At 48.5% G+C, this 23,784-nt stretch carries 22 protein-coding genes; 14 read left to right on the top strand and 8 right to left on the bottom strand.

Annotated features, from left to right (window positions below):
* Nucleotides 1–81: 81 nt before the first annotated feature.
* The 13 genes from ligA (at nucleotide 82) to ACGHZ6_RS11065 (ending at nucleotide 14,834) form a co-directional block, all read left to right on the top strand.
* On the top strand, nucleotides 82–2,133 hold the full coding sequence (gene ligA, locus ACGHZ6_RS11005) for an NAD-dependent DNA ligase LigA (RefSeq protein WP_390618905.1): 2,052 nt from the start codon (nucleotides 82–84) through the stop codon (nucleotides 2,131–2,133).
* Nucleotides 2,134–2,137: 4 nt separating this feature from the next.
* A complete protein-coding gene (locus ACGHZ6_RS11010; protein ID WP_390618906.1) occupies nucleotides 2,138–2,737 on the top strand; it encodes a transglycosylase SLT domain-containing protein in 600 nt (199 codons plus the stop codon).
* A gap of 95 nt (nucleotides 2,738–2,832) precedes the next feature.
* Nucleotides 2,833–3,258, top strand: coding sequence for a hypothetical protein (locus ACGHZ6_RS11015; RefSeq protein ID WP_390618908.1), 426 nt, complete (start codon nucleotides 2,833–2,835; stop codon nucleotides 3,256–3,258).
* A gap of 41 nt (nucleotides 3,259–3,299) precedes the next feature.
* Nucleotides 3,300–3,758, top strand: a complete 459-nt coding sequence (locus ACGHZ6_RS11020) for a hypothetical protein (RefSeq protein WP_390618909.1) — start codon at nucleotides 3,300–3,302, stop codon at nucleotides 3,756–3,758.
* A 220-nt stretch (nucleotides 3,759–3,978) separates the two neighbouring features.
* Complete coding sequence (locus ACGHZ6_RS11025) at nucleotides 3,979–4,845, top strand: HAD-IIB family hydrolase (RefSeq protein ID WP_390618910.1); 867 nt, start codon at nucleotides 3,979–3,981, stop codon at nucleotides 4,843–4,845.
* A gap of 17 nt (nucleotides 4,846–4,862) precedes the next feature.
* Nucleotides 4,863–5,093 carry a hypothetical protein gene (locus ACGHZ6_RS11030; protein WP_390618911.1) on the top strand — a complete coding sequence of 77 codons (231 nt, stop codon included), beginning with the start codon at nucleotides 4,863–4,865 and terminating at the stop codon, nucleotides 5,091–5,093.
* A gap of 12 nt (nucleotides 5,094–5,105) precedes the next feature.
* Nucleotides 5,106–6,167, top strand: a complete 1,062-nt coding sequence (locus ACGHZ6_RS11035; RefSeq protein WP_390618912.1) for an AraC family transcriptional regulator ligand-binding domain-containing protein — start codon at nucleotides 5,106–5,108, stop codon at nucleotides 6,165–6,167.
* A gap of 268 nt (nucleotides 6,168–6,435) precedes the next feature.
* Entirely contained in the window at nucleotides 6,436–8,235 is a 1,800-nt protein-coding gene (locus tag ACGHZ6_RS11040; protein ID WP_390618913.1) for an acyl-CoA dehydrogenase C-terminal domain-containing protein, read from the top strand.
* A 36-nt stretch (nucleotides 8,236–8,271) separates the two neighbouring features.
* Nucleotides 8,272–8,586 (top strand): SCP2 sterol-binding domain-containing protein, encoded by a 315-nt coding sequence (locus ACGHZ6_RS11045; RefSeq protein ID WP_390618914.1) that lies wholly within the window; start codon nucleotides 8,272–8,274, stop codon nucleotides 8,584–8,586.
* Between the two features lie 172 nt (nucleotides 8,587–8,758).
* A complete protein-coding gene (locus ACGHZ6_RS11050; protein ID WP_390618915.1) occupies nucleotides 8,759–10,393 on the top strand; it encodes an AMP-binding protein in 1,635 nt (544 codons plus the stop codon).
* Nucleotides 10,394–10,574: 181 nt separating this feature from the next.
* Nucleotides 10,575–11,492, top strand: a complete 918-nt coding sequence (locus ACGHZ6_RS11055) for an SPFH domain-containing protein (protein ID WP_390618916.1) — start codon at nucleotides 10,575–10,577, stop codon at nucleotides 11,490–11,492.
* Between the two features lie 25 nt (nucleotides 11,493–11,517).
* On the top strand, nucleotides 11,518–11,967 hold the full coding sequence (locus tag ACGHZ6_RS11060; protein WP_390618917.1) for an NfeD family protein: 450 nt from the start codon (nucleotides 11,518–11,520) through the stop codon (nucleotides 11,965–11,967).
* A 440-nt stretch (nucleotides 11,968–12,407) separates the two neighbouring features.
* Nucleotides 12,408–14,834: a TonB-dependent receptor gene (locus ACGHZ6_RS11065; RefSeq protein WP_390618918.1), complete on the top strand. Its 2,427-nt coding sequence runs from the start codon at nucleotides 12,408–12,410 to the stop codon at nucleotides 14,832–14,834.
* Nucleotides 14,835–14,896: 62 nt separating this feature from the next.
* Here the strand turns inward: ACGHZ6_RS11065 and ACGHZ6_RS11070 are convergent, their stop codons facing one another.
* The 8 genes from ACGHZ6_RS11070 to ACGHZ6_RS11105 all read right to left on the bottom strand — a co-directional run bounded on the left by ACGHZ6_RS11070 (nucleotide 14,897) and on the right by ACGHZ6_RS11105 (nucleotide 22,710).
* The gene (locus ACGHZ6_RS11070; RefSeq protein ID WP_390618919.1) at nucleotides 14,897–15,922 is read right to left on the bottom strand and encodes a helix-turn-helix domain-containing protein; all 1,026 of its coding nucleotides are present in this window, start codon (nucleotides 15,920–15,922) and stop codon (nucleotides 14,897–14,899) included.
* Nucleotides 15,923–16,134: 212 nt separating this feature from the next.
* On the bottom strand, nucleotides 16,135–16,914 hold the full coding sequence (locus ACGHZ6_RS11075) for an SDR family NAD(P)-dependent oxidoreductase (protein WP_390618920.1): 780 nt from the start codon (nucleotides 16,912–16,914) through the stop codon (nucleotides 16,135–16,137).
* Between the two features lie 33 nt (nucleotides 16,915–16,947).
* A complete protein-coding gene (locus ACGHZ6_RS11080; protein ID WP_390618921.1) occupies nucleotides 16,948–17,727 on the bottom strand; it encodes an SDR family NAD(P)-dependent oxidoreductase in 780 nt (259 codons plus the stop codon).
* Between the two features lie 103 nt (nucleotides 17,728–17,830).
* On the bottom strand, nucleotides 17,831–18,595 hold the full coding sequence (locus ACGHZ6_RS11085; RefSeq protein ID WP_390618922.1) for an SDR family oxidoreductase: 765 nt from the start codon (nucleotides 18,593–18,595) through the stop codon (nucleotides 17,831–17,833).
* 20 nt (nucleotides 18,596–18,615) lie between these two features.
* A complete protein-coding gene (locus ACGHZ6_RS11090; RefSeq protein WP_390618923.1) occupies nucleotides 18,616–19,590 on the bottom strand; it encodes an NADPH:quinone oxidoreductase family protein in 975 nt (324 codons plus the stop codon).
* 38 nt (nucleotides 19,591–19,628) lie between these two features.
* Nucleotides 19,629–20,669, bottom strand: coding sequence for a phosphotransferase family protein (locus ACGHZ6_RS11095; RefSeq protein ID WP_390618924.1), 1,041 nt, complete (start codon nucleotides 20,667–20,669; stop codon nucleotides 19,629–19,631).
* Between the two features lie 112 nt (nucleotides 20,670–20,781).
* Nucleotides 20,782–21,990 carry an acyl-CoA dehydrogenase family protein gene (locus ACGHZ6_RS11100; protein ID WP_390618925.1) on the bottom strand — a complete coding sequence of 403 codons (1,209 nt, stop codon included), beginning with the start codon at nucleotides 21,988–21,990 and terminating at the stop codon, nucleotides 20,782–20,784.
* A 48-nt stretch (nucleotides 21,991–22,038) separates the two neighbouring features.
* Complete coding sequence (locus tag ACGHZ6_RS11105; RefSeq protein WP_390618926.1) at nucleotides 22,039–22,710, bottom strand: histidine phosphatase family protein; 672 nt, start codon at nucleotides 22,708–22,710, stop codon at nucleotides 22,039–22,041.
* Nucleotides 22,711–22,875: 165 nt separating this feature from the next.
* Here ACGHZ6_RS11105 and ACGHZ6_RS11110 point away from each other — a divergent pair, with 165 nt between their 5' ends.
* Nucleotides 22,876–23,778, top strand: coding sequence for a LysR substrate-binding domain-containing protein (locus ACGHZ6_RS11110; RefSeq protein ID WP_390618927.1), 903 nt, complete (start codon nucleotides 22,876–22,878; stop codon nucleotides 23,776–23,778).
* The last annotated feature ends 6 nt before the right edge of the window (nucleotides 23,779–23,784 follow it).

Raw genomic sequence — 23,784 nt, forward strand, 5'->3', positions numbered from 1 at the left:
GCGACCTTGTTTTTACGTGCTAGTTTTTGCTTTTTGTAAGCAATACTTAATACTAACAATATAGAAATATTTCACGGTTCTATGTCATCCAGCCAAACTGTCTCTCCAGAAATACTTGCAGAAATCGATACGCTGAAAAGTCAGCTGAATTACCATAACTATCGCTATTACGTTTTAGACGATCCGCAAATTCCTGATGCGGAATATGATCGCCAGTTGCAGCGTTTAAAGACGCTTGAAAACGAAAATCCTGAATTAATTACTGAAGATTCACCCACACAGCGGGTGGGGGCTGAGCCTTTGTCGGCGTTTACGCAGGTGACCCATGAAGTGGCCATGCTGTCATTGGATAATGCCTTTGATGATGACGATATGCTCGACTTCAATCGTCGCGCCAAGGATCGTTTAAAGCAGGATGAAGATATTGAATTTGCCTGCGAGCCTAAACTCGACGGTATTGCGGTAAGCCTGTTATACGAAAAAGGCTTGTTGGTGCGCGGAGCTACCCGCGGTGATGGTACCACCGGTGAAAATATTACCCTTAATGTTCGCACCATTCCTTCGATTCCGCTGACGCTGATCGGTGAAGGGTTTCCCGAAATCCTTGAAGTGCGTGGCGAGATTTACATGCCCAAGGCCGGCTTTGAGGCCTTAAATGAGCGGGCGCGCGAACAGGGGGAAAAGCTGTTTGTTAATCCTCGTAATGCGGCTGCCGGTAGCTTGCGCCAATTAGATCCTAAAATCACTGCTTCACGTCCGCTGGAGATGTGCGCTTACAGTGTCGGCCGGGTCGATGGTGGTGAAATGCCTGATCGTCATACAGATGCGCTCGAACAGTTACACCAATGGGGATTCCTGATTAACCCGGAAATGGCCGCTGTTGAAAATATTCAGGGGTGTATTGAATATTACCGCAAGCTGTCAGAAAAACGTGACCAACTTGATTACGATATCGATGGTATCGTTTTTAAAGTTAACAGTCGTGCCGTGCAGGATAGGCTGGGTTTTGTGTCCCGGGCACCTCGCTGGGCCATTGCTTATAAATTTCCTGCGCAGGAAGAAATGACGCTACTTCAAGATGTGGAGTTTCAGGTAGGGCGTACTGGGGCTATTACACCGGTAGCGCGTTTAGAGCCAGTATTTGTTGGCGGTGTAACAGTCTCCAATGCAACGCTGCACAACCGCGATGAGATTGAGCGTTTGGGCGTTAAGGTGGGCGACACGGTCATTGTACGTCGTGCCGGCGATGTGATTCCGCAAATTGTTTCCATCGTTAAAGATAAACGTCCTGGTGATGCCGCTGATATTGTTTTTCCTGAGCAGTGTCCCGTCTGCGAATCACCCGTTGAAACCATGCCCGGCGAGGCTGTTGCTCGCTGTACCGGTGGCTTAATTTGTGAGGCCCAGCGTAAAGAGGCGATCAAACATTTTGCATCTCGCAAGGCGATGGATGTTGATGGTCTTGGCGATAAACTGGTGGAACAACTTGTCGATGAAAACCGCATTCAATCTGTAGCAGATCTCTACACCCTGGATTGGCAGTCGATTGCGACGCTGGAGCGTATGGGCGAAAAGTCGGCGCGTAATCTGGTAGCCGCTCTGGAAACCAGCAAGCAAACAACGCTTGAGCGTTTTCTGTTTGCGCTGGGTATTCGAGAAGTGGGGGAGGCCACGGCGCGTAGCTTGACCCGCCATTTTGGTAATCTCCCTGCGGTTATAGCTGCCAGTGAAGACCAATTACAGCAGGTTGATGATGTAGGTCCTGTGGTTGCACACTTTATCGCTGAATTTTTTGATCAACCCCACAACTGTGAAGCTGTGGAGGCTTTACAGGCCGCTGGTGTTCAGTGGGATGATGTCAGCGTTGAAGAGCGTCATGAGCCACTGGCAGATAAAACCTATGTGGTTACCGGCTCTTTCTCTATTGTTAAGCGCAATGATGCCAAGAAAATGTTGCAGGATTTGGGGGCTAAAGTTGCAGGTTCTGTTTCCGCCAAAACCCATTGTGTAGTTGTCGGTGGCGGAGCTACTAATAACTCCAAATTCGTCAAAGCCCAAGAGTTGGGCATCGACACCATGACTGAAGAAGAATTGGTTGCGCTACTTCAAGAACACGGTGTCTACGAGGCATAAACACATGAAAAAAGGCATTGTTATTCTGTTTGTGTTGCTGCTTGCCGGGTGTGTAACCTCACCACCCAAGCATCAGGACAATATCTGTCATATTTTTGATGAGAAAGATGACTGGTATGACGATGCCAAAGACGCTCAGAAGCGCTGGGGTTCGCCAATTTACATCACCATGGCGATTATGCATCAGGAATCGCGCTTCCAGGCTAAAGCTAAACCCCCAAGAACCCGTTTCTTATGGATTTTTCCCGGTCCACGCCCAAGTAGTTCCTATGGCTATTCTCAAGCTAAGGATGAAACCTGGGACTGGTATAAGCGCAGTGGTGGCAAATGGGGTGCTGATCGCGATGAATTTGGTGATGCCATCGACTTTATTGCCTGGTACAACCATACCAGTCATAAGCGTAACGGCATAAAACCAACGGATGCCTATCACTTGTATCTGGCTTACCATGAAGGCCATGGCGGCTTTAAACGCAGGACTTTTAACAAAAAAGGCTGGTTAAAAGGCGTGGCAAAAAAAGTTTCTGCGCGTTCTGCCAGGTATAAGAAGCAATTGGCTGGCTGTCAGGAACGGCTGGAAAGTGGCGGTTGGTGGTTTTTTTAAGGCGTGAACCAGATACTTGTATTTACCGCTAAATCATTTTAAAAAGAGCGTCATAAACGCCATTAGGATTGAAGGCATAACACAGGTTAATTTATATGGATCAGGAATCAATTGTTTACGGCTGCATCAAAGATGCTGCCTATGATCTTGGGGAAACTGACCGTCGTCGCAGTAACCGTCAAGCCATGCTGTCGCTACCTAAAGCCGATGACTGGCCATTCCTGTGCCAGGAAATGTTTGCCATCCCGCAAACCGAAGTAGGGCAGGGTAACTACCAGACCGAGGTGATGCATTTTGGGGCTTCCTACAAAGCTGTTGAGTACGAGTGGGATCAGTGGATCAACAAGTTTGAAGAGCTGCTGAGTGGTATGTACTGGGTTTCTGCTACCGTTCACCTGGAAACTGAGCTATCTGGCACCCATACTTTTACTTGGGAATCCAATGGAGCCGGTCACGAGCCAGGTTCGGGTGATATGCAAGTACGCTGTGAGTGGAGTCACGAAGGCAGTCTGGCCCTCTAAGTGGTTAGCTCCATAGGCAGCTAGATGTTTATGGAGTGTTTATGAATAAATTCTGGCCCTCTGTTCTCGAGGGCTTTGCCCGCAACCTTGTGGCTATAATCAGCCTTTGTGTCGCTATCTCTGCAGTGGTGCTCAGTGTTGAGCGCTCCAATCGATCTGAATACCAACACAATATCCGTGATGCCAGCTTTCGTGTTCTGGCAGAATTAAGTCAGCTGCAATTACTGGTCGATAATGCCCACTATGGACGTGTGGAAGTAAACCCTATCGCAGGGTGGGCGAGGGTTAATTATATGCGCGACCTGGCTTCGGTTATTCCCGAGCCGGTACCTTCCTCGTTAGAACAGCTTTTTGAAAGTTGGCAGGTTCAAGTTGAATATCTGGGGATACGGCAGTCAGAAGAAGAGCGAAGTTCAAGCCTAAAAGCCAACGAAAAAATCAGTTCGAGTATCGCAGAAGCCCGCAATGCGATACGTGAAGTGCTTTTGTCCTTGGAATAAAAAAGCTAGAAAAGAACACTGAAGTTAAGTTTTAAGCTTGTGATGGGGCATAACCTCCGAAGGTTTCTAAAGGGACAACGGAACTCTGACCTTCATGCAAACTGAGGTTTACTAAATCAGAGACTTTAGGCCGATATTGGGTTCTTTTCAGCCGTTTTAGACATGCCGCTTTCATTAATAAAAAGGTAAACTATGGCGGTTTCTTCAATTTAGTAGTTGTATGAGCTCTTCTTGTATTGATTCCTCTGAGTGGTCACAACATCTTGCTGGCAGAGATATCCGCCTAGCTTTCTTTGATGTTGATGGTACCTTGCTTGGTCTGGATGGCGGATATAGCCAGCGTTTAAAGCGTGCTTTAAGTGCTGTTAAGTCGTTAGGTATTAAAACCGCTATTGCTTCCGGCCGGCCTAAATTTGCTGTCGATTTTTTGATCGATGAGCTTGGCCTTAATGCTGCTGGTTTGTATTACACCGGTGCATTGGTATTTGATCCGCAAACCGGTGAATCCCTTATCCAGCAGCCATTGGCAACTGATCGGGTTCAGTTGTTGATTGAGCGAGCTCGACAATTACAGGTGTACACTGAAGTGTGTACGCGGGATGACTTTTATATTGAGACCAACAATCCTATTGGTGATGTACACAGTCAGCATTTGCGTGTGACACCCAAGCTTGAAGGTTTCGATAGTTTGGTGACGGCGGAACCTGTCTTTAAATTGTTAATGGCAGTTGATGAAGATCACCAGCCAGGTGTGCTGCGGCTGTTGGAGCAGGAGTTTTCCGATTTGGTATTTGCTTACGCCTGTTTGCCTACATACCCAAGTTGGTCATTTGTTAGTATTATTGACCCCAAGGCCTGTAAGCATACGGCGTTTGATTGCCTGCTTGAGTATCACCAGGTTAAACCGGATCAGGTGATTGCCTTTGGTGATGCTGATTCTGACAAGGTGTTTTTGTCTCGAGCGGGGCTCGGGATTGCTATGGGGAATGCCAAACCTGAGATCAAAGCGGTGGCTGATGCAGTAACTGCAGCGGCTGCCGATGATGGTGTCGCCCAGGTGTTGGAAATTCTTGCCGATGTATCTTAATTCCAGAAGTCGTATAGATGTTATTTCGTAAACGTAAGTCTCGTTCAGCGGTCACTGTTGCGCTTATTGCCTGTGCCGCCTTCCTTGCTTTGGCTGTTTATGGTTGGGATGTTCCTCTATCCGACCTGAGTTCTTTCCTGATTATTACTGTAGGTTTGTTGGCCGCGATTATTGGTGCAGCATTTATCATGGTGATTCTGATAAAATCCGTAAAACGCTTAATCAATCGCGGCGATTCTGACGACTAACACATAAGATTTATGGCCTCCAACGATACTCAAGTGCTGACAGAATATGTAGAAGCCCTGCTAAATAGAGCCAAGGCTCAGGGCTCTGATGTGCAGCCGTTGTTGGATGACATGAATATCACACCGGAGGATCTTGAGCAGCGTTATTTCTCTGCCGTGAAGTACGGTGAGCTGTATCAGCGCATGATGTTCCTAATGCAGGATGAGTGCTTTGGCATGATGACTGGCGGCAGGGTACAGCTGGGCTCCTTCCGTTTGTTGTGTCTTACGGTTATACAGTGTGAGAATCTGCGTCAGTCGATTATCAGAGCAGGGCAATTTGCTGAAATTTGTCGTGGTTTTCGCGTTAGACCTCATATGGAAGAGGGCGAACACCCGGAGTTGATGCGCGTTCGAATGGCGCCTATCAAGTCAATTAGCCAGGAAGAGTTTGATCGCCTGATGGCCTTTGATAATGCCGAGGCCATCAGAACGCAGCTGGCCGTATGGCACCGCTTCCACTGCTGGCTGATCGGTAAGGAGACACCGCTGGAGTCGGTGCATTTTGCCTTTCCATGCCCTGATCAGTTCCGCTCGCTAGCCGAAACCTACCCTGCACAAATCAAGTTTGACCAGCCATTCAATGGTCTGGAGTTTGATAAGAAGTATCTGGATCTGCCGATTGTGCAAAATCAGGATACTTTGCACGATTTCCTACGTACGGCACCATACCACCTGGTGATTAAAGACAGTTTGAGCAATAGCTTAAAGTCCAAGGTGCGGGCAATTCTGTCGAAGGACGTAAGTGCCTCTATGCCTTCAGCTGAGGAGGTGGCCTCGCGGCTTAACCTCTCGGTGACCACTCTGCGCCGTCGCTTGCAGCAGGAGGAAACCTCTTATCAGAAGCTCAAAGATGACTGTCGTATGGAGGCTGCATTCCACTACCTGGGATGTCAGGACCTCACGAATAGCCATATCTCCGAGCGTTTGGGCTTTGATGAGACCAGTGCATTCTTCCGCGCCTTTAAGAAGTGGACTGGGATTACGCCGGGTGAGTATCGCAAGCGTTTAGAAGAGGGGGCGGAGCTGCCTTAGGTTGGCGCTTATTTCGTCTTTCCTCCCTGTCTTATGGCCGTTTCGGCTGCTCAGAACTATCATTTTTGCCAATTTCTGCCATTCTTATAGTCAATTTTGTCATCGAAACTAGTCAGATTTGCCATTGTCCAAAATTGACAATTCTTGGATTCTAGGCACCTTCAACACAGAAGTGGAAATCTGTGCCCTCAACGGCTCGGCTTTCCGTCGGTAACGCCTCCTAAGGCGTTGACCTATAAGAATATTTTAGCATCGAGGTTATACCCACATGGCTGATTACAAAGCGCCCCAGAGAGATATCCAGTTTACCCTGTATGAGCTGCTGGATTACGAGAAGCACCTGCAGTCTCTGCCTAACTACCAGGAAGTAGGCTCTGACATCGTTAACGCCATCATCGAAGAAGGCGCCAAGTTCGCTGAGAACGTTATTGGTCCTTTGAACCGTGTGGGCGATACCGAAGGTTGTAAGTGGGATGACGGCGTTGTAACGACTCCTACTGGCTTTAAAGAAGCCTACCAGCAATTCGTAGAAGCGGGCTGGCCTTCACTGGCTCACGACCCTGCTGTTGGTGGTCAAGGTCTGCCTGAGTCTCTGGGTATGGTTCTGAGCGAAATGACTGGTTCTGCTAACTGGTCCTGGGGTATGTACCCTGGTCTGTCTCACGGCGCCATGAACACCATTGCTGAGCACGGCACTGACCAGCAGAAAGAAACTTACCTGACCAAACTGGTTAGCGGTGAGTGGACTGGTACCATGTGTCTGACCGAGCCACACTGTGGTACTGACCTGGGTATGCTGCGCACTAAGGCCGAGCCAAACGCTGACGGCTCTTACAGCATTTCCGGTACCAAGATCTTCATCTCTGCCGGTGAGCACGACATGGCAGACAACATTGTTCACATTGTTTTGGCTCGCCTTCCGGATGCGCCACAAGGTACCAAAGGTATCTCCCTGTTCATCGTTCCTAAGTTCAACGTTGAAGACGACGGTACCATTATCGATCGTAACGGTGTGAAGTGTGGTTCTATCGAGCACAAAATGGGTATTCACGGTAACGCTACCTGTGTCATGAACTTCGACGACGCTAAAGGTTACCTGATTGGTCCTGAGAACAAAGGTCTGATGGCCATGTTCACCTTCATGAACACTGCGCGTCTGGGTACTGCTATGCAGGGTCTGGCTCACGCTGAAGTGGGTTTCCAGAAGTCTCTGGAGTATGCTCGTGATCGTCTGCAGATGCGTGCTCTGAGCGGCGCCAAGAATCCAGAAGGCCCTGCTGACCCAATTATTTCTCACCCAGACGTACGTCGTATGCTGCTGACCCAAAAAGCCTTCTCTGAAGGTGGTCGTATGCTGATTCAATTCGCTGCTCAGCAAGTTGATATTATGCACGGCGGTGTTTCTGAAGAAGAAGCCAAAGCAGCTGACGATCTGCTGTCTTTCCTGACGCCAATCGCTAAAGCCTTCCTGACCGAAGTTGGTTTCGAGTCTGCGAACGAAGGTCTGCAGTGTTTCGGTGGCCACGGTTTCATCTCCGAGTGGGGTGCTGAGCAAAACGTTCGTGACTGTCGTATCTCCATGCTGTACGAAGGTACTACCGGTATTCAGGCACTGGACCTGTTAGGCCGTAAGGTTCTGGGTTCTGGTGGTGAGTTGCTGAAAGGTTTCACCAAAATTGTTCACACTTTCTGTAAAGAAAATGCTGACAATCCAGCCGTTGCCACATACGTTGAGACTCTGAACGGTCTGAACAAAGAGTGGGGCGAGCTGACCATGAAGATTGGTACCGAAGCTATGAACAATCCAGAAGAAGTAGGTGCAGCTTCTGTTGATTACCTGATGTACTCTGGCTATGTTGTTCTGGGTTACATGTGGGCACGTGCTGCTTCTGTTGCTCAAGCCAAACTGGATGAAGGTACTACCGAGACTGCATTCTACGAAGCCAAGCTGAAGACTGCTCGTTTCTACTTCGAGCGTATTCTGCCACGTACCGTGTCTCTGACTCAGACCATGCTGTCTGGCGCTGACAACCTGCTGGATCTGGATGCCGAACACTTTGCATTCTAAGTGCTTGCATTCTATTTGATCTAAGCAATTGTGATTATGCCAGTCATAGAGCAGGCGTTCGTAGCGGCACGTAGCCGCTACGATGCCAATTTGGCTACGGGTATGCAGGGTTATTACCAATTTATGCTGCCCGACGCCGATAACTACTATCTGCAAATCTGTGATGACCACTGCAAGTTATTTCAGGGAGTTGTTGAAAAACCCTGTGTGACCCTGGCAATGGAATCGGCCACGCTACAGAGTATTCTCAATGGCGAGCTGAACAGTATGCAGGCCTTTATGTTTGGCAAAATCACTGTAACGGGCAACCTGGAAATGGCTGCCCGTTTGCCCAGTCTATTTCCGCGTTAAAAAAATTGTTTCTGCGCTAATTGTGAGAGGTTGGCGTCTAATGGCTATTGTCGATAGCCTTTATGTAACAAAATTACTGTTTGTTTTAGTCCGTCACCAATAAGATGGACTGAAGTTGTTATGAAAAATAATGCATCCTTATTTGGGTTTGGATGCTAGAGGGAGGGGAAACATGAATCTGAACGATCCGCGTACTGTTCTGGATGTTGCTGAGGAGAACTTTGTAAAGTTCAGCAATAATCCTGCGTTTACCTGTATGGGTCAAACCATGACCTACGGTGAACTTGATGTATTGAGTAAGCAATTTGCAGCCTACCTGCAAAACCATACCAATTTGCAACCGGGTGACCGTGTTGCGGTACAAATGCCTAATATTCTGCAATATCCTGTTGCGATGTTCGGTATTGCTCGTGCCGGTATGATTCTTGTGAATACCAACCCTCTTTATACTGCCCGTGAGTTAAAGCATCAGCTGAATGACTCCGGTGCAAAGGCTATTGTGGTGTTAGCCAATATTGCCGACACCGCCAGTAAGGTGGTTCCAGAAACCAGTGTTGAGCAGGTTATTGTTACTGAGATCGGTGATATGCACGGCTTTGCCAAGCGCCTGTTAATCAACAATGTTGTTAAATTGAAAAAAATGGTACCTGAGTTCTCCTTTAAGAATCAGGTGGCATTCCGGGATGTGCTGGCTAAAGGCAAAACCGGCTTTAAGAAAGTAAGCTGTGATCGCGAAGATGTAGCTGTACTGCAATACACCGGTGGTACTACGGGTGTTGCTAAAGGCGCGATGCTGACACACCGCAACCTTGTAAGTAACATGCTGCAATTGGAAGAGCAGCTGGAAGGTAATTTCCTGGAGGGGCAGGAGACTTATGTTGCACCTCTGCCGCTGTATCATATTTACGCGTTTACCGTTCATTGTATGGCCATGATGGCCAGTGGTAACCACAGTATTCTGATTCCAAATCCGCGTGATCTGGATTCTTTTGTTAAAGCCATGAAAGGCCAGCGTATTACTGGCTTTGTTGGTCTAAACACGCTGTTTAATGGCCTGGCTCAGCACCAGGGTTTCCGTGACCTGGATTTCTCCACGCTGAAATCTACCGCCTCTGGTGGCATGGCCTTGACGTCCGAAGTGGGTGCCAAGTGGCGTGAGATGACGGGTGTTCAGGTGTCTGAAGGTTTCGGCATGACTGAAACTTCTCCTGTAGTAAGTGCTGCACCTCCAGGCAAAATCCAGGATGGGACTGTTGGTTATCCAGTGCCTGGTACTGAAGTACGTGTTACTGACAGCGAAGGCAATGTACTGCCTGCCGGTGAGCCTGGTGAGCTGTGGGTACGTGGACCTCAGGTGATGAAAGGTTACTGGGAGCGTCCAGAAGCGACTGCCGAGACTATCGACAGCGAAGGCTGGCTGGATACCGGTGATATGGCTGTGATCCAGGAAGACGGTTATATCCGCATTGTTGATCGTAAGAAAGATATGATCATCGTTTCCGGCTTTAACGTTTACCCGAACGAAATTGAAGATGTCGTAGGCCAGTGCCCAGGTGTACTGGAAGCTGCAGCTATTGGTGTAGCTGATGCCAAGACCGGTGAAGCGGTTAAGGTGTTTGCGGTTAAAGAAGATGCGTCTATTACTGATAAAGATGTTATCGCTTTCTGCCGTGAAAACCTGACGGGTTACAAGGTGCCTAAGCAAATCGAGTTCCGCGAAGAGCTGCCAAAATCCAATGTTGGTAAGATTCTGCGTCGTGAACTGAAAGACGAAGAACAGGCTAAGGGTAATTCTCAAGCCGCTTAATCTGTTCCCTAGTGGCTGTCCTAAAGGGCAGCTACTGACCAAAAAAAGATCAATGTTCGAGTCGTAAAGACCAGGGCATTGATCTTTTTTTTTATATTCGTCACTCTTGAGCTACTGGGTCTGGATTTTAGAGATCGCCCATGGGGATTGGCCCGCTTTCGTTAGTTTTCAAGGAGTGACTATGTTCGGTTTTGATATTACCTCAATTGTCTTTTTAGCCCTGGCGATTGCCCTGGTTCTGATGGGGGTAAAAAGTGTACCTCAGGGGCAGGAGTGGACGGTTGAGCGTTTCGGTAAATATACCCGCCTGTTAACCCCCGGTTTGCATATTATCGTGCCTTTTATCGACGTTATCGGTAAGAAGCAGATAGTGATGGAGCAGGTACTGGATATTATGCCGCAGGAGGTGATCAGTGCCGATAATGCCATGGTGACCACTGATGCGGTGTGTTTCTTTCAGGTATTGGATGCAGTTAAGGCCTCTTATGAGGTTAATGACCTGGAGCGTGCCATGCAGAATCTGGTTATGACCAATATCCGGGCTGTTCTCGGCTCTATGGAGCTGGATGCCATGTTATCTAACCGGGATGCCATCAATACCAGCCTGCTGCAAAAAGTGGATGAAGCTACCAATCCTTGGGGTCTTAAAGTTACCCGTATTGAGATTAAGGATATTTCCCCGCCTCGTGATCTGGTTGACTCCATGGCCAACCAGATGAAGGCCGAGCGTGACAAGCGTGCCCAGATCCTCAAGGCTGAGGGCGAGCGTCAGGCGGCGATTCAGGTGGCAGAGGGTGAGAAGCAGGCGCAGATCCTAAAAGCCGAGGGTGAGCGTCAGGCGGCGTTCCTGGAGGCTGAGGCCCGTGAGCGTGAGGCCCAGGCGGAAGCCAAGGCGACGGCTATGGTCAGTCAGGCGATCGCCAAGGGTGATCCTCGGGCTATTAATTACTTTGTGGCCCAGCGTTATGTCGATGCCCTGGGTACGCTGGCGGCTGCTGATAACAACAAGGTCATTATGATGCCGCTAGAGGCCGCCAGTGTGATTGGCTCTATTGAGGGCATCTCCGAGATTGTTGGCGAAGTGAAAAAGAAGGCCTAAAGCGGGCAGGGTATAGGTGATTATTATGTTTGAAGTGCTTTCTCAGCTTGAATCCTGGCATTGGTTGTCGCTGGGGATTTTGTTACTGTTGGGTGAGGTGCTCGGTGCTGGTGGATTTTTGCTCGGTATCGGTATCGGTGCGCTGTGTGTGGCGCTGATGATGACGATATTGCCTGGCCTCTCTTGGCAGGCGCAATTGATGTGGTTTGGTATCTTGTCGATTGTGTCTACCCTGGTTTACTGGAAGCGATTTCGGGCTATTAATCAGGCCACGGATCAGCCGTTGTTAAATAACCGAGCTGCACGTTTGGTGGGTAGAAAGGTTGAGCTGCTTGAGGCCGTGGTGAATGGCAAGGGCAAGGTGCAGATTGAGGATGCACTTTGGACGGTGCTTTCTGATGAAGATATTGATTCCGGCAAGGCAGTTGAGATTGTTGGGGTTGATGGTATGAGTTTGAAAGTTCGGCCGCTTTGAAACCCTAGGTTTTAGATTGATTGTAGAGCCCGGTAAATCCGGGCTTTTTTATGCTTGGGGGATGGATATATAAATCCGGAGCCAGTCGGGTAAAGCTGCTCTTCGCGCCCATAAGCGGCCGGAAAAAGTCAGCGCTACGGAAACTCGTTGACACTCAAACAGCCTCCGCGACTACCCTGACTTTTTCCGGCCGCTTAAACGATGGGCTGATTGCTACGATCAGCTTTACCCGACTGGCTCCTATCTCTGTGCTGTGCTGCGGCTCAAGATAACTTGTCTCGCTGTCATATAATGGCAAGTTTTTTGGTGATCTCTGCTTCTATACTGAGCTGGCTAAACGGTCATAGACATTTAGCTGAAAATAATAAGGGTACGGTCAGATGCTTTGGTTATAAGCAGCGGACCCGTTCCCCATAACCATAATATGCTTGGAGAGAGATATGAGAGATTACACCCTCACTGAGGGCGGCACTCTATCGCCTAAAAAAAGTCTACTAACCTTCCTTAAGCCGTTAAGTCTGGCTGTATCTTCTGCACTGGTTGCTAATGCCGTGCCTGTAATGGCTGAAGAATTTGCTCTGGAAGAGATTGTTGTTACTGCACAAAAGCGTGCGCAGTCTCTGCAGGATATTCCTATGAGTGTCTCGGCTATTTCTGACGAGGCCTTGAAAAATTCCGGTATTGAAAGCGTTGAGGATATTAAAACCCTCGTGCCAGCGCTGAATATTTATTCCAGTAACTCCCCCGCGCAATCTTCTATTTCCATTCGTGGTGCCGGTACTGGCGCAGCAGACCCAACACTTGAACCATCGGTAGGTGTATTTGTTGACGGTGTATTTATGCCGCGCAGTATTTTCGGTCTATCTGATTTGGTTGATATTGATCGCGTTGAAGTACTGTTAGGGCCTCAGGGAACGCTGTACGGAAAGAATACCAATGCGGGTGTTATCTCTGTTCATACACGTGGTGCGCCAGACGAGTTTGGTATCGATGTCGAGCAGACCTTTGGTGAATACGGTCTGGAAGATACCAAGTTTTCTGTAGGTGGCGTCATTACAGATGATTTAGGTTATCGTTTTGCCGCTCGCAGTCGCCGTCGTGACGGTATTATTGATGATGAGTTTAATAGCAACGAATATAACCAGATAGATAAGCAGTCCTATCGTGGTCAGTTGTTCTGGGATCCTACTGAAAGAGCTTCTGTGCGTGCCATTGGTTATTACAGTCTTTCAGATTCGCATCAGTCTCAAGATGAGGCGGGCTTAAATAAAAATTCCGCTTATTATGCCTATATTAATGGGAACCTGGCTGCTAATGGTTTGGGTGTGACAGAAGGTGACCCGAAAGATCGCAAAGTAACACCGACACAAGGTGGCGGTGGTCGCGTAGAAGTACAGGGGGCATCGGTTCAGGTAGATTATGAATTTGATAGCTTCAATTTCACTTCCATTACCGCTTATCAGGAGTGGGAGCAGGACGGCTCAGTTACCGACAATGACAGTACTCAGTTGGATATTTCCAATTCAACACCACGTTTTAATGAAGAAAATATCAGTCAGGAATTTCGTATCACTTCTCCTGGTGGAGAAACGATTGATTGGGTTGCCGGTTTCTTCTATTTTAAAAGTGATCTAGAGGGTGGTGATAAATCGGATGTTTTCTCTAGCAGTCCGTATGGTTTGCCGGATGGCTTCGGTGATTGGATTGATCATCCAAGTGGTGCAAATTTACTGGTTGCGGGCGATCACTTTAAGTGGCATCAGACTGTAAGCTCAGAATCTTACGCTCTGTTCGGTCAGATGACTTGGAATATTACTGAGCAAACAGCACTGACAGCAGGTTTGCGCTATGGCAGTGAGGAAAAAGAGTTTAGTGTTTACACTGACTCCTTTGATGCTGATGGTACTCCGTTCAGGTTGGCGAATGTTGGCGGTGGTAGTTATACCGGTGGTGTATTTATCCCAACCATTAGTGGTCAGTTAGCTTTGGATGATGAATTAAATCAGTCTGATAAGCGTAGTGATGATGACGTGACCGGTATGGTGAGCTTGAATCACTTTATTGGCGATCAGATGTTTTATGCAACTGTGGCCACCGGTTCAAAGTCTGGTGGTTTTAATGGTTCGTTTGGTGCAATGGCGGTCGAAGATCGCGAGTACGAAACCGAAGAAACCACTAACTACGAGATTGGTGCCAAGCTGGATCTGTGGGAAGGCCGGGCTCGTGTTAATTTGGCTTACTTCTATACCGAGTATAAGGATTTCCAGGCGACGACCTTCGATCCTGATACCGTCGTATTTGGAGTGATAAATGCGGGTAAGCAGGTGACTCAAGGTGTAGACGTTGATGCTACTGTGCTGTTAACCCAAAACCTGACGTTAAGTGCCAAGGTGGAATACTTGGATGCCCGTTATAAGGATTTTACCGGTGCTAACTGTGCGGCAACCTCAGGTGAGTTTATCAATGCTGACGGTGATTGTGTGCTGGATGGTGAGCGCATGGAATACGCGCCTAACTGGTCGGGTTCTGTAGCGGCCGATTATATTTATCCGCTCGATGGCTCAGAAGTTTACGTGCACGGCGATCTGTCATTTAAAACCGAGCATATCTCTGATCCAACCCGTTCTGCTGCGTCGGTTGATACACGCTATGAAATTCTCAATGCCCGTGTAGGTTGGCGTAACGATAACTGGGATATCAGCCTGTGGGGTAAAAACCTGACGGATGATTATTATGCGATTGGGCATACCAGTAATTTGATTGCTAATCTGTTCGCCGCTGCCGATGGTGGTTTATCGACGACGAATTACCGTCGCTGGGTGAACGAACCGCGTACCTGGGGCGTAACCTTGCGCTATAGTATGTAAACTGAATCAATAAAAAGCCCGCGTCAGCGGGCTTTTTATTGTGGTATTAAGTTATTATGCTATTAAGCGTGCAAGCGCTTTTGTCGGAATTGTTTGGGCGATAGTCCAGACCAGCGTTTAAAGGCGCGACTGAAGTGAGCGCTGTCGTTATAGCCAAGCTCAAAGGCGATATCGGTGATTTTTATCTCGTCGTTACCCAGTAATTCTTCTGCTTTTTGGTAGCGTACCCGATCAAAAATATTTGAAAAGGTGCATCCACATTCCTTTAGGCGCCTTTGCAGTGTACGTAGGTGCATACCGCTAAAGTCAGCGATGGTTTGTAGGTCGGGCACTTCCTGAAGCAACATGCTGTTTATCAATTTAAATAGTTGGTCGTCGACATTTTGTATGGGTAGGGGGCAGATTGAGTGTGCTGTATTGCGTTGCGGTATGGATTTTAGTTGTTCTTTTAGTGTGCTGCTGTCCAGTGGTTTAAGTAGTGCGTCCTGGTTAAGTTGTATGGCCGCAGAAGGGGCGCCATAAACTATGTCGTTAACGGGGTAGTCACTTAAGTAATTTTCAATGCATGGGCTGTATGGGACGGGTAGCGATATTTTAATGATGCTGTCGGCCGCATTGGTTAAGTTATAGATAGCGTTTATGTAGATCATCATTGCTGCCAGCATGTACTCGCGTGCAGCTTCATGAAATTCCTTTACCTGCCAAACGATGGTGGGGTGGTTGTTGTCCCACAGTAAATGGCTGGTATAGAAGTTGGTCAGCAGACGGTTGTTAAAGAAGTTGCCAAGATTAATCAGTTCCAGCGCCGAGTGAGAATTAAGCAGGTCGTAGGCATAGAACCAGTGTTTAAAGTCAAAGCTTTTACCTACCTCCAGACCGGGGTGTTCTACATCCATGCGGTACTTAAGAAACAGCAAGCCTTTGTGTATCAGCTGTGTTGGCAGGTAGCTGGAAGGGTTATCTGGCGTGAATTGGTGCAGTTGCAGATGATCGTAAAAGCGCTGCTGATCAAGAGCATACTTCTTTAAAAAGTACGTGGTGGGATCTATCGCGGCTATTTGCGATATATATAACTGGTCAGACCTCATAAATGACGTCTCCTCTCTCGAATGATTTTTTATCTATGGTCAGCTTCTGTGGCCAACTCATAATTCAGGCGTTTATTGGTTTTGTTATAGCCTGAGAGCATATTATCGTAGTTGTTATATCTCTGTTATTGCCTCTCAAGTAAAGAGCTTGTATATATTATCACCAATAGGCGGTGAGAAAACAGGGGGCTTGTATGCCCCCTGAAATCACATTAAAACGCAGATACACCGCCATCAATGGCAATGGTTTGACCGGTCATATAGGTGTTGCCTGGAGAGCATAGCAACAGCATAACGTTGACGATCTCTTCAGGTTCGCCTAATCGCTTCATGGGTGAACCCTGGCTCAGGAAGTTGGTGACATCTTCCACTGGAGCGTGTTGGGTCAGTTCAGAATCTGTGACCATTGGCGTTAGTGTGAAGAAGGGGCAGACCGCGTTAATGCGGATGTTTTTGCGGCCACATTCCACGGCAGCAGTTTTGGTCAGGCCAACAACGGCGTGTTTGGCGGCAGAGTAGGCGCCAATTTTTGGTGAGCCGCCCAGGCCAGCCATAGAGCTAACATTGAGGATGACACCTTCGCCTTGCTCTTGCATCAGTGGGATCTGGTGCTTCATGCCGAACAAGACACTCTTGGTATTGATGTTAAGTTGCAGATCCAGTAATTCTTCACTGGTTTGCGCGATCGGAGTGAATTCCTGGGCAACACCGGCATTGTTAATAGCGATATCCAGGCGGCCGTAGGTGGATTTGGCTAAATCTACCAGGCCTTTGATGTCGGCTTCTTTAGACACATCACAGCGTTGGCCTGCCGCAGGTTTGTCGGATTGTTGAAGGCCCATAACGACCTCGTCCAGGCCTGCTTCATTAATATCGCCCAGTACAAGCTTGGCGCCACGGTCGGCAAATTCCTTAGCCAGCAGTTTACCAAAACCGCTAGCCGCGCCGGTAATAAGTACCACTTTATCGGTGTAATTCAGTAATGGATCCATATTATTCTCTCTTAAAATTAAAGCTCTTTAGTCTTATACGGCGGTCATACCGCCATCAACAACAAGTTCGTGGCCTGTCATATAGCTGTTATTTGGTGAGCAAGCAAACAGGATGGCTGTAACCACTTCTTCCGGTTCTGCCACACGTTTGAGTGCGGAACCTTTACTTAGGAATTTAAGTGCTGCTTCGCGGTCGGGCACCTTGCTAAGTTCTTGTTCCAGCATATTGGTTTTGGTGATGAAAGGGCAAACAGCATTAACACGGATATTTTGCTTGCCGTATTCAAAAGCCGCACTCTTGGTTAAACCGATTACGGCATGCTTACTGGCTGCATAAACGCCCATCATAGGCGCGCCGCCGATACCTGCAACGGATGCAACGTTAAGAATGCTGCCGCCGCCATTGGCTATCAAATGTGGAATCTGGTATTTCATACCCAGAAATACACCTTTGACATTGATATCCATGGTGCGATCGTAATCTTCCAGGCTGGCGTCAGCTAACAGGCTGTGGGGTGGATCAATACCGGCATTGTTCACGGCAATGTCGAGTTTGCCGAAATGTTTAACACCTTCATCAACCAGGCTTTGCACCTGCTCAGGGATGGATACATCACCGGCTTGGGCAAAAACCTCTGTGCCACTGGCTTGTAGATCGCTGCTAACTTTATCGAGAGCTTGAGTGTTGATGTCCGACAGGATCAGTTTGGCGCCTTGCTCGGCAAACTGTCGTGCTGCTATTTCACCGATACCGCCACCGGCACCAGTAATAAGAACAACCTTATCGCTAAAAGTTTTATCTGTAGTAGTCATTGGGTCTCTCTGGTGTTAACTCAGGGGTTGGCTCTGGCGTAACTCTTTGTTTACTTTTCTCAGAGCGGATGGGGGAGTGACTAAGCCACTCCCAAAATGTTGTTTAGATAGTCATGCCGCCATCGACAACGATGCACTCACCGGTGGTGTAGCTGCTGGCATCAGATGCCAGGTACAGTACCGTGCCTGCCATTTCTTTTGGATCAGCGTGACGCTGCATAGGAATACTGGCAATAGCGGTTTGGTAAATCTCATCGCTGGTAAACAGTGCGCCAGCAAACTTGGTTTTGGTGAAACCAGGCAGCAGGGCATTGCAGCGGATATTGTGTTGGGCACACTCTTTAGCAAAGGCCTTGGTCATATTGACAACGGCGGCTTTGGTAATGGAGTAGATACCTTGCAGTTGACCTGGCTGAAGGGCATTAACAGAGGCGGTATTGATGATGGAGCCACCACCACTTTCACGCATCAGTTTGCCGGCTTCGATACTCATAAAGAAGTAACCGCGGATGTTTACTTCAACCGTTTTGTTGTAAGCGCCCAGATCGGTATCCAGGATGTGACCGAAGTAGGGGTTGGCTGCGGCGTTGTTAACCAGGATATCCAGCTTGCCGTGCTTTTCACGAATATGGGCAAAGGTCTTGGCGATATCGTCCATATCACCTACATGGCAGGCAAAGGCCTCTGCACTGTTGCCTTCGGCATTGATTTTGTCGGCGACTTCCTGACAACCATCGATTTTACGGCTGGACACAATGACGTGTGCGCCTTGCTCGGCCAGTAGTTTGGCAATTTCCTCACCGATACCACGACTGGCGCCGGTGACGAGTGCTACTTTACCGGTCAGGTCAAATAAATTAGTAGCCATAATAATATCTCTTTAAAAAATTAAGGTTTTAAAATGACCTTGCCAATGACTTGGCGATTCATCACTTTATTGAGCGCGTTGGCGGTTTCGCTTAACGGGAAAACTTCATCGACAACGACTTTAACTTTGCCTTCTGTATACCAGGCCAAAAGCTCCTGCATGTTTTCCATAAAAGTTTGTGGTTCCTTCATGGTGAAGGTGCCCCAGAAAACACCAACAACAGAGTAGCCCTTAACCAGGGTTAAGTTGACAGGCAGTTTAGGAATGGTGCCTGAGGCGAAACCAATCACCAGCAGACGACCGTTCCAGGCCATTGAGCGCGAAAGTACGTCGAAGGTCACTCCGCCGACAACGTCATACACCACATCAGCACCTTTACCATCGGTCGCTTCTTTAATAGCGGCTTTCAGATCGGTATCGCTGTAGTTGATCAGAATGTCTGCACCATTTGCCTTGGCGATATCCAGTTTTTCCTGGGTGGAGCATACGGCAATTACCTTGGCGCCCATGGCTTTACCAATTTGCACGGCAGCCAAGCCGGTACCACCAGCAGCGCCGGTTACCAACAGGGTTTCGCCTGGCTGGATATTGGCGCGTTGCTTTAACGCGTGGTGAGCGGTTGCGTGAGCGGTAATTAAACCGGCAGCTTCTTCAGAAGGAATGCTGTCAGGAATTGGCATGGCCAGTTGGGCTGGCTGCAGAATTTTGTCGGCATAACCGTTCAGCATATTCATGGCAACAACACGCTGGCCAGCTTTCAGATGTTTTACACCTTCTCCGACTTCGCTGATTACACCGGCAACTTCTGTACCTGGGGTAAACGGGAAGGGTGGTTTCATTTGGTACAGACCTTGAACCAGCAGGCCGTCGGGGTAGTTGACGCCGATGGCTTCGATATCAACGATAACGTGACCGGGCTGAACTTCTGGATCTGCAACGTCCTTGTATTGAAGCTCTTCTACAGGTGCAAATTTTTCGCAAACAATGGCTTTCATAGGTTTACCCTTTGGATCTCTCTCAGTTTTTATTTTGCTTAGGCGCTTTGCTCAATAACGCCCAGGGCCATTTGTGCCAGTGGTTGAACCATGGCGCCAACCTTACCAGCGGCTTTGTTGGAAGCATTACCGTCGGCTGCACGTTTTGCTACACCTTGGGCAATGGCGCCGAGGCGGAAGAAGCTAAAGCTCAGGTAGAAGGCCCAGTTATCGATTTTATCGATACCCATACGCTCGCAGTACTTGGCTACATATTCTTCCTCGGTGGGAATACCCAAATCGGTAGGGTTAATACCCAGCAAGCCAGACATGGTGTTTTTGGCTTCACTGGCGGGCAGGCGCAATTGCATGCACTGGTAGGCCAGATCGGCGTACGGGTGACCCAGGGTGGATAATTCCCAATCCAGGGTGGCGATAACTTTGGTGTTGTCTTTGCTGAACATCAGGTTATCGAGGCGGTAGTCGCCGTGAACCAGTGCTACTTTGCCATCGTCTTCTGGCAGGTTCTTTTCCAGCCAGGCGATTAACTGATCCATTTCGGGGATTGGATCGAGTTCGGAAGCTTTATATTGCGCGGTCCAGCGGTTCAGTTGACGCTCAAAATAGTTGCCGGGTTTGCCGTAGTCGGTCAGGCCGGTAGCTTCCAGATCAACACTGTGCAGAGCGGCCAGTACACGATTCATTTCATCGTACATGGCCGTGCGTTGCTCGTTGGTGTCGATTTCTGGCAGGCCAGCTCCCCAATAAATATTGCCGTCACAGAATTCCATCACGTAGAACATGGAGCCAATAACGTCACGATCTTCGCACAGGTGGTAGACCTTGGCGACAGGTACGTCGGTATCTTTTAGAGCATCCAATACACGGTACTCGCGATCAACCGCGTGGGCAGATTTCAGCAGTTTGCCGGGAGGTTGACGACGCAGTACGTAAGTACCCGAGGCAGCCTCAATTTTAAAGGTGGGATTGGATTGACCGCCGGCAAATTTTTCCGCGGTCATAGGGCCTTTAAAACCCTCAATATGTTGTTCCAGATAGCTGCACAATTTTTCGGTATCGAGTGTGTCAACAGCGCTCATGGTTTACTCCGATTATGTGTTTCTATTTGTGTCTATTTTTAAATGGTTATTATGCGTTTGCACAAACGGCAACACCCCGCCGAAGCGGGGTGCTTAATTGCCTGGCTACGAATTACTCGTAACGTTTGGCAGTGTCACGACCTAACTGCATCATGTGCACCTGATCCGGACCGTCGGCCAGACGCAGGGTACGCAGGCCAGCCCAGGCGTGGGCAAGAGTGGTGTCCTGACTTACGCCCACAGCACCGTGAATTTGGATTGCACGGTCAACAACATCCAGCGCCATATTGGGGGCTACAATTTTGATCATGGCAATAAAGTCTTTTGCTGCCTTGTTACCTTCACGATCCATTTTGTCGGCTGCTTTCAGGGTCATTAGGCGCGCTTGTTCGATTTCGCACACAGATTTAGCGATATCTTCTCGCACAGATTGCTGCTTAATCATTGGGCGACCAAAAACAACGCGTTCGTTAGCGCGTTTACACATGGCTTCCAGTGCACGTTGAGCAGCACCGATAGAGCGCATGCAGTGGTGGATACGGCCTGGGCCCAAGCGACCCTGAGCAATTTCAAAACCTCGGCCTTCACCCAGAATCAGGTTCTCGGCAGGTACACGTACATTATCGAAAATCACTTCTGCGTGACCTTCTGGTGCATCGTTATAACCAAACACTTTCATAGGGCGAGTGATCTTTACGCCCGGCGTGTTCATTGGCACCAGAATCTGGGATTGTTGGATATAGCGGTTTGGATTTTCCGCATCGGTTTTACCCATCACAATCATGATTTCACAGGTTTTGCGGCAAGCACCACTGATGTAAAACTTTTTACCGTTAATAACGTACTCATCACCATCGCGAACGATTTGGGTTTCGATGTTGGTGGCGTCACTGGACGCTACTGCAGGTTCGGTCATGGCAAACGCTGAACGAATCTTGCCTTCCAGCAAAGGCTCCAGCCATTGTTTTTTCTGGGCTTCGTTACCGTACTTGGCCAGTACTTCCATATTGCCGGTGTCAGGTGCGGCACAGTTGAACACCTCAGAGGCCCACATAACTTTACCCATCTCTTCAGACAGTGGGGCGTATTCCAGATTGGTCAAGCCAGGGCTGTAGTCACCGTATTCTTTAGGCAAGAAGAAGTTCCACAGGCCTTGGGCTTTGGCCTTGGCTTTCAGCTCTTCCATAATCGGTGGGGTTTCCCAAGGATTAGCTTCAATTTGATCGTGGAAAGTTTTCTCGTTTGGATAGATATGTTCATCCATAAACTGACGAACTTGTTCGAGTAAACCTTGTACCTTTTCGCTGTATTCAAAGTTCATGTTGTCTTTCTCTCAATCCGATGTAGGGGTAAGTGTTATTAGGGTAAATTAACTGTAAGTGACAGCGTGATGCCTGTCGGGACTATCAAGGTGTGGCACATGGTTAAAGCTGCTTAGGCTAAAACCCTGGCTGTTAAAAAAGCAGTGGCTGACGCCGGTGTTTTTGGTTTGCAGGTTTAAATCCACCATGATGCTGGCAGGGGACTGCAATATTTGGCGTAGTGCCATGGAAATAGCGCCGCCCGAACTAACGACCAAAACCCGGCCAGATTGTTTGCCAATATCACCCAGGCAGCTGCCGACGCGTTGCTCAAAGCCTTGCCAGGTTTCTGGTGTGCCTTCGGTAAGGGTTCCGGCAGACCATTCATGCAGTGCGCTTTTTAGAATGCGGTAGAACTCTTTACGTGGAGATCCCTGACCGGGGAGTGACTCACCCTTGCTGACCAGGTAGGCCTTGATCAGGGTGTGAAAGTCGAATTCATTGAGTTGAGGGGTGATCTGCGCATCTGGAGTGGCTATTTGCAGGCCCTTTTGGATGCCGGCAAGGGTCTCCTGGTGGCGTACCATATCGCCGGTATAAACCGCATCAAATTGCAGGTCGCGATGGGCAAAGTATTGGCCCAGCCATTCTGCCTGTTGGTGGCCTAAATCTGACAACTTGTCGTAGTTATCGCTGCCGAATGAGGCTTGTCCATGTCGTACAAAGAAGACTTCTGACACCTATCGAGGCTCCTTATTCATTGAATGATTCCAGATTAGTCTGGTCACAACCATTAATGAAGTTTATTATGTGAATATTCAGCTATTCACAATGATTATGATTGGCTGTGGTTATCGGCTTTTAAGGTGATATAACCATAGCGTCAATCCATAAGGTGACCAGTTATGCGTTTGCAGAATGTGGATTTGAACCTGTTCGTGGTGTTTGAGGCGGTATATACCGAACGCAACCTTACCAGGGCAGCCGAAGTGCTCTGTATTACCCAGCCTGCGGTCAGTAATGCCCTAAACAGGCTGCGAAAATCCTTTAATGACCAGTTATTTGTAAGAACGCCAAACGGTATGGTGCCTACCCCGGTGGCGGAGAATATTGTGGGCCGTATTCGTCAGGCCCTGCAGCTAATGGGCTCCAGCCTGGCGGAGGGAGACAAGTTCGAACCTCTTCGCTCCGATAAAACCTTTGTCTTGAGTATGAGTGATCTGGCGGAAAGTATTCTTTTGCCGCCCCTGATTAAGGAGATTCAGCAGCAGGCTCCCGGGGTGTCGGTTGAGTGTTTTACCATTCCCCGTACCGATATTGCCAAGGAGTTGGCCGCAGGCAGTGTCGATTTGGCCCTGGATATTCCTTCTGTTGCGACCCCTCAACTGTGTTCACACAATCTCTCTGGCGACCGCTATATGTGTGTTGTGCGACCGGATCATCCAAGAATTGGTGATAGTCTGACTTTTGATGAATACTTATCACTAGGGCATATCCATGTATCCAGCCGTCGTACGGGCTCTGGTTACGTTGATATTGCGCTAAATCGCTTGGGGCGTGAGCGTAATATACAACTGCGTGTTCAAACCCATCAGGCGGTGGCCGATATTGTAAGGAACACTGATCTTGCGGTGACCTTGCCGCTAAATTTGGCGAAAGGCATGGGATTGAAGGTGTTGGAGCTACCGTTTTCCATGAAATTGGTCGAATGGGTGTTGTACTGGCACACCAGCGCCGATAAAGATCAGGCCAATATCTGGATTCGAGAGCTCATTACAAACTTTTTTTCCGCTCAGCCAGGTACTTAATAGCTA

The sequence above is a fragment of the Maricurvus nonylphenolicus genome (assembly GCF_042854845.1).
In the GTDB taxonomy this organism is placed as follows: Bacteria; Pseudomonadota; Gammaproteobacteria; order Pseudomonadales; family Cellvibrionaceae; genus Maricurvus; species Maricurvus nonylphenolicus.

Bases quoted from the DNA above. Each gene is read 5' to 3' on its own strand.
- ACGHZ6_RS11070 (WP_390618919.1), bottom strand. From the start codon at position 15,922: ATGAGGTCTGACCAGTTATATATATCGCAAATAGCCGCGATAGATCCC.
- ACGHZ6_RS11110 (WP_390618927.1), top strand. From the start codon at position 22,876: ATGCGTTTGCAGAATGTGGATTTGAACCTGTTCGTGGTGTTTGAGGCG.
- ACGHZ6_RS11050 (WP_390618915.1), top strand. From the start codon at position 8,759: ATGAATCTGAACGATCCGCGTACTGTTCTGGATGTTGCTGAGGAGAAC.
- ACGHZ6_RS11080 (WP_390618921.1), bottom strand. From the start codon at position 17,727: ATGACTACTACAGATAAAACTTTTAGCGATAAGGTTGTTCTTATTACT.
- ACGHZ6_RS11095 (WP_390618924.1), bottom strand. From the start codon at position 20,669: ATGAGCGCTGTTGACACACTCGATACCGAAAAATTGTGCAGCTATCTG.
- ACGHZ6_RS11100 (WP_390618925.1), bottom strand. From the start codon at position 21,990: ATGAACTTTGAATACAGCGAAAAGGTACAAGGTTTACTCGAACAAGTT.
- ACGHZ6_RS11045 (WP_390618914.1), top strand. From the start codon at position 8,272: ATGCCAGTCATAGAGCAGGCGTTCGTAGCGGCACGTAGCCGCTACGAT.
- ACGHZ6_RS11060 (WP_390618917.1), top strand. From the start codon at position 11,518: ATGTTTGAAGTGCTTTCTCAGCTTGAATCCTGGCATTGGTTGTCGCTG.
- ACGHZ6_RS11040 (WP_390618913.1), top strand. From the start codon at position 6,436: ATGGCTGATTACAAAGCGCCCCAGAGAGATATCCAGTTTACCCTGTAT.
- ACGHZ6_RS11055 (WP_390618916.1), top strand. From the start codon at position 10,575: ATGTTCGGTTTTGATATTACCTCAATTGTCTTTTTAGCCCTGGCGATT.
- ACGHZ6_RS11075 (WP_390618920.1), bottom strand. From the start codon at position 16,914: ATGGATCCATTACTGAATTACACCGATAAAGTGGTACTTATTACCGGC.
- ACGHZ6_RS11025 (WP_390618910.1), top strand. From the start codon at position 3,979: ATGAGCTCTTCTTGTATTGATTCCTCTGAGTGGTCACAACATCTTGCT.
- ACGHZ6_RS11020 (WP_390618909.1), top strand. From the start codon at position 3,300: ATGAATAAATTCTGGCCCTCTGTTCTCGAGGGCTTTGCCCGCAACCTT.
- ACGHZ6_RS11015 (WP_390618908.1), top strand. From the start codon at position 2,833: ATGGATCAGGAATCAATTGTTTACGGCTGCATCAAAGATGCTGCCTAT.
- ligA (WP_390618905.1), top strand. From the start codon at position 82: ATGTCATCCAGCCAAACTGTCTCTCCAGAAATACTTGCAGAAATCGAT.
- ACGHZ6_RS11010 (WP_390618906.1), top strand. From the start codon at position 2,138: ATGAAAAAAGGCATTGTTATTCTGTTTGTGTTGCTGCTTGCCGGGTGT.
- ACGHZ6_RS11065 (WP_390618918.1), top strand. From the start codon at position 12,408: ATGAGAGATTACACCCTCACTGAGGGCGGCACTCTATCGCCTAAAAAA.
- ACGHZ6_RS11030 (WP_390618911.1), top strand. From the start codon at position 4,863: ATGTTATTTCGTAAACGTAAGTCTCGTTCAGCGGTCACTGTTGCGCTT.
- ACGHZ6_RS11090 (WP_390618923.1), bottom strand. From the start codon at position 19,590: ATGAAAGCCATTGTTTGCGAAAAATTTGCACCTGTAGAAGAGCTTCAA.
- ACGHZ6_RS11035 (WP_390618912.1), top strand. From the start codon at position 5,106: ATGGCCTCCAACGATACTCAAGTGCTGACAGAATATGTAGAAGCCCTG.
- ACGHZ6_RS11085 (WP_390618922.1), bottom strand. From the start codon at position 18,595: ATGGCTACTAATTTATTTGACCTGACCGGTAAAGTAGCACTCGTCACC.